This window comes from Odoribacter sp. (assembly GCF_985060555.1).
In genome coordinates this window covers 1-3,396 of the sequence record NZ_CFKYFN010000093.1, presented here as the reverse complement: position 1 = coordinate 3,396, position 3,396 = coordinate 1, and the positions used below count along the sequence as shown (strand labels likewise).

At 45.2% G+C, this 3,396-nt stretch carries 6 protein-coding genes; 1 reads left to right on the top strand and 5 read right to left on the bottom strand.

All coding sequences use genetic code 11. From position 1 onward, the window contains the following. Positions 1–963: 963 nt before the first annotated feature. Positions 964–1,323 carry a helix-turn-helix domain-containing protein gene (locus tag AC5RDS_RS12660; RefSeq protein ID WP_242983291.1) on the top strand — a complete coding sequence of 120 codons (360 nt, stop codon included), beginning with the start codon at positions 964–966 and terminating at the stop codon, positions 1,321–1,323. Positions 1,324–1,410: 87 nt separating this feature from the next. On the opposite strand, the gene AC5RDS_RS12655 is transcribed toward AC5RDS_RS12660, so the two are convergent. From AC5RDS_RS12655 to AC5RDS_RS12635, 5 genes are all read right to left on the bottom strand, one after another. After that, on the bottom strand, positions 1,411–1,629 hold the full coding sequence (locus tag AC5RDS_RS12655; protein WP_149795259.1) for a hypothetical protein: 219 nt from the start codon (positions 1,627–1,629) through the stop codon (positions 1,411–1,413). A 138-nt stretch (positions 1,630–1,767) separates the two neighbouring features. Beyond that, the gene (locus AC5RDS_RS12650) at positions 1,768–2,199 is read right to left on the bottom strand and encodes a winged helix-turn-helix domain-containing protein (RefSeq protein ID WP_005946641.1); all 432 of its coding nucleotides are present in this window, start codon (positions 2,197–2,199) and stop codon (positions 1,768–1,770) included. Positions 2,200–2,303: 104 nt separating this feature from the next. Further along, on the bottom strand, positions 2,304–2,477 hold the full coding sequence (locus AC5RDS_RS12645) for a hypothetical protein (RefSeq protein ID WP_243130396.1): 174 nt from the start codon (positions 2,475–2,477) through the stop codon (positions 2,304–2,306). Positions 2,478–2,715: 238 nt separating this feature from the next. Then, complete coding sequence (locus tag AC5RDS_RS12640) at positions 2,716–3,084, bottom strand: YxeA family protein (RefSeq protein ID WP_120393684.1); 369 nt, start codon at positions 3,082–3,084, stop codon at positions 2,716–2,718. Positions 3,085–3,100: 16 nt separating this feature from the next. Continuing rightward, positions 3,101–3,396: hypothetical protein (locus AC5RDS_RS12635; protein WP_494222359.1), on the bottom strand; the 296-nt coding region annotated here is incomplete at its 5' end.

Here is a 3,396-nt window from a genome sequence, read left to right as displayed (position 1 = left end):
GCTTGCGCATGATAGCCCACTGACGGTCAAAGTTCTTCTTTTCCAAACCATAATTAAAGCCCATGTGTAACCTCCAAATTTTCGATAAAACGTGAAATGTCGAAAATTTGGAGATACTACGGATATTTCGCCATCTGGGGCAGCCACGAAAAGAGGGCAAACATAAAACCTGCTCCTTTTCGGGAGCAGGCCATCTGAAGCTATAAAAAAATAGCCGGACAACAGCCAACCGAAGGATTTTCAAGCGAAAATCTTTCAGTCAAGCTGCTGCCCGGCCATTTGGTGCTACGTTTCATACATTGCCTTATGGCAATGGCCCGTTGCTCGGTGCTAACAGTCCATATTCAGAGTGCAGTGCACCCGATTGTTTTATAAAACTGATGTTTACTTGGCCCGAATGGAAAGGTCGAGCCATAACATTTTCCGGCAACGCCAGCATTTTATATGGATGAATCCAGTGCAGTCGGCGGTCATTCGATAAAGTTTTAAGTTGCACTTGGGGCAAAACTGCCAGTGTTCCGTAATTGCTTTCTTCTTATGATCGAGCATGACTTTCCCTCCCAAATATAAAGTTTGCTGCTATATCATAGGAGAAACGGTGGACTGCGGCATTTTGGCTCCAAAAGCGCAAAAACGCCAGCCTCCCATGGCGGGAAGCTGGCGCAATATAACACATCGGCACGATTGTGGATGGTGGAACGGAACGATTGTGCTTGCTTCAGGGCGGTCTGGCTTACGGCAGCAGACAGGCTTTTTTTGATGCGTTACCCCAATAAAAAATCACAGTTACCTCCACAAACGGCAACTGTGATCAGATGGCGCGTAGAATCACCCAGACGAGTTACCGTTTTTTTATAACTCGACCGGGAAATGTAAAAATCGGCACTATACTTCCTATTCACAGGAAATACAAGGTTATACCGCGTCATTCACCAGAACGATACAATACTATTGAGGTGAACGATGATGCCGAATTCTGACTTGAAAGTACTTGGAGAAAAGGTTCGCAAGGAGCGCAAGCTGGCAGGTTTAACACAAGAACAACTTGCTGAACGCTGCCATGTTTCAACGAAGCATATCGCCAACATTGAAAAAGGCAGCATGAATCCATCTTATGAAATTCTTTTGGCGATTGCTCGTGTTTTGCCGGTTTCGCTTGATGCGCTGATTACTCCGGGGATGGGTAAAACGGAAATAGAGTTAAAAGAGTTCAATCGAATCTATCTTTCCTGTCCAGAAGCGGTGCGAGAGACCTTAATGGACTCGACCCGCACACTGGCAAAGCATCTGACAGAGTTTTACAGTAAGATTGAAAATCCCTGAAAATGTTTTGCTTGTGGTACAGTATAGCATATTTTTCAAAGTCACTATACCAAAACGAACCCAAAAGCAAACCAATTTTATACCAATTCAGTCGATTCCCAAGCTGACCTGAATCTCTGTTTCCAAATCATTTTCCAATGCCGTATATAGTTCTTGTGGTGTACGGCAAAGAATTGCATTGAAATTGATGGGATTGCCTTCATTAAAAAGCCTTACATATCCCCAGCGGCATGGAACAACGTCCAAATAGGTCGCAGACTCTAAAAAGCTATGGAAGTGGGTCAATACTTCTTCAAATGTTTGCATGGTTTGACCTCCTGAATTAAGTTATCTCTATTTTAGAATATTCTTGGTCATCTATGCAAGGATGCCGATTTCGTACAGCGTAGAAAACGATAAAGCCATACCGAAGAATCCTACTAGGATCTCACGGTATGGCTTTTATTACAGATTGCGATTCAATCGCACCGATTCCGATGATGGGACAAATTGATATCCAATGTTGGAAACCGTTTTAATATAACGGGGGTGATCTTTGTCATCCTCTATTTTCTGGCGGATTCGACCGATCGTGCTGGTGACGGCTCTCAAATAGCTTTCGCTGTCCTTATGCCAGACTGCTTCAAAGATCTGCTCCTTTGTAAACAGTTTGCCCGGATGCTGTGCCATCAAACTCAAAACACCGTATTCATAACGACTCATGTACACCTCTGTTCCGTGTTTGAAAACACGGTGGTGTTCCAAGTTGATTTCCAGATCGGGACGGCTCAGAGCGTCTGTGGGATTCCGCATCAAATCGAACCATTCAAAAATCGTCTGCTCTTGCGGTGGGCAGTGATCCTTCGTGATGCGAACAACAACTTCAATTTTTTGCATACAATAGACAATCCTCCCCCAAAGCCAAATCTATATCACTCGATATGGAAAATCGGGTGTAGCTCGCATTTCCACATTGACCGTGCACTACGATGCCGTGTGCTTTAGCCGCCGTCGTTTTTGGAATCCCGAAAGTTCAGAGCTGCCATCAGGCATCCAAACGCACCCGCCCAGAGAAGGTCGGTATAGAGCCATACTTGGAGAATGGCAAAAATCACTTCTGCGATCAGCAGCAGGATGCCAGCCGTTAACAGCAGACGTGCCGATAACTGCTCCATCTTCGGTATCCCTTTCTGTGCGAAGATAGTGCTGCACCCGGTGGACGTCCCCGGAACGAACTGCAATGTACCACAAGGATTGAGTCACTGCTCCGATAGGCATTGGTGTATTCAGCGGCACCAGAAGCAGTGCCGCCCGCACCTTGTAGGGAATATTGTTTTCCGCCATACGACGGCTTTTTTCTTTTGCCGTCGTGCGGCAGCTATATTTTAGGTGATAATCAATTATCTATTCTCTTTATTGCGGTGCTGTATATTCTTTTTGTACGGCTGTGGGAAGCTCGTCATACTGAACTTCAACCCATTCCAGCACTCCACGAATGGGCATTACCGTCAGACGAATAAAGGCGTCCTCTTTCAATTCCCTCGATGTTCCAAAGGTAATGTCCTTTTCGTTTCCGTCCTCGTCATAACAACGCAGCGTGTAGGAGTAGTCCATGCTTCCCCCAAAGTTAATTACACCTCCGGCAGATCCCGTCTGCTCGATCTTGGTGTTGTCGATCTGTGAATAGTAATAGGTGCTGCCTGCACCTGAAAGCAGGAAAATACCAAAACAGATTGCCACGAAAGCACCGGCACCAATCCCAATCAATATTTTTTTCTTCATGTGTAAGTCCTCCTGTTTACCAGCCTTTTTTGAGGGCGGTTTTTTTCGGCTTTTTAACAACTTTTGCGGATGAAACATTTTTTGTTGTAACTACAATAGCCACAGAAATCAATAAGACGACTATCATACTTAGGCTGCATAAGCCTATATTCCAATGAACAGCCGCATCATGGCTTCGGTACTGGATCAGTCCCATACTCGCTGTAATCGGATAGAGATTTGCAAGGGACATATTTCCGGCTGCGAACATTCCCCCGTAGCCATAGACAAATGCAAGAATAACACCTATCATGTGCCCGTTAGGAATACGGG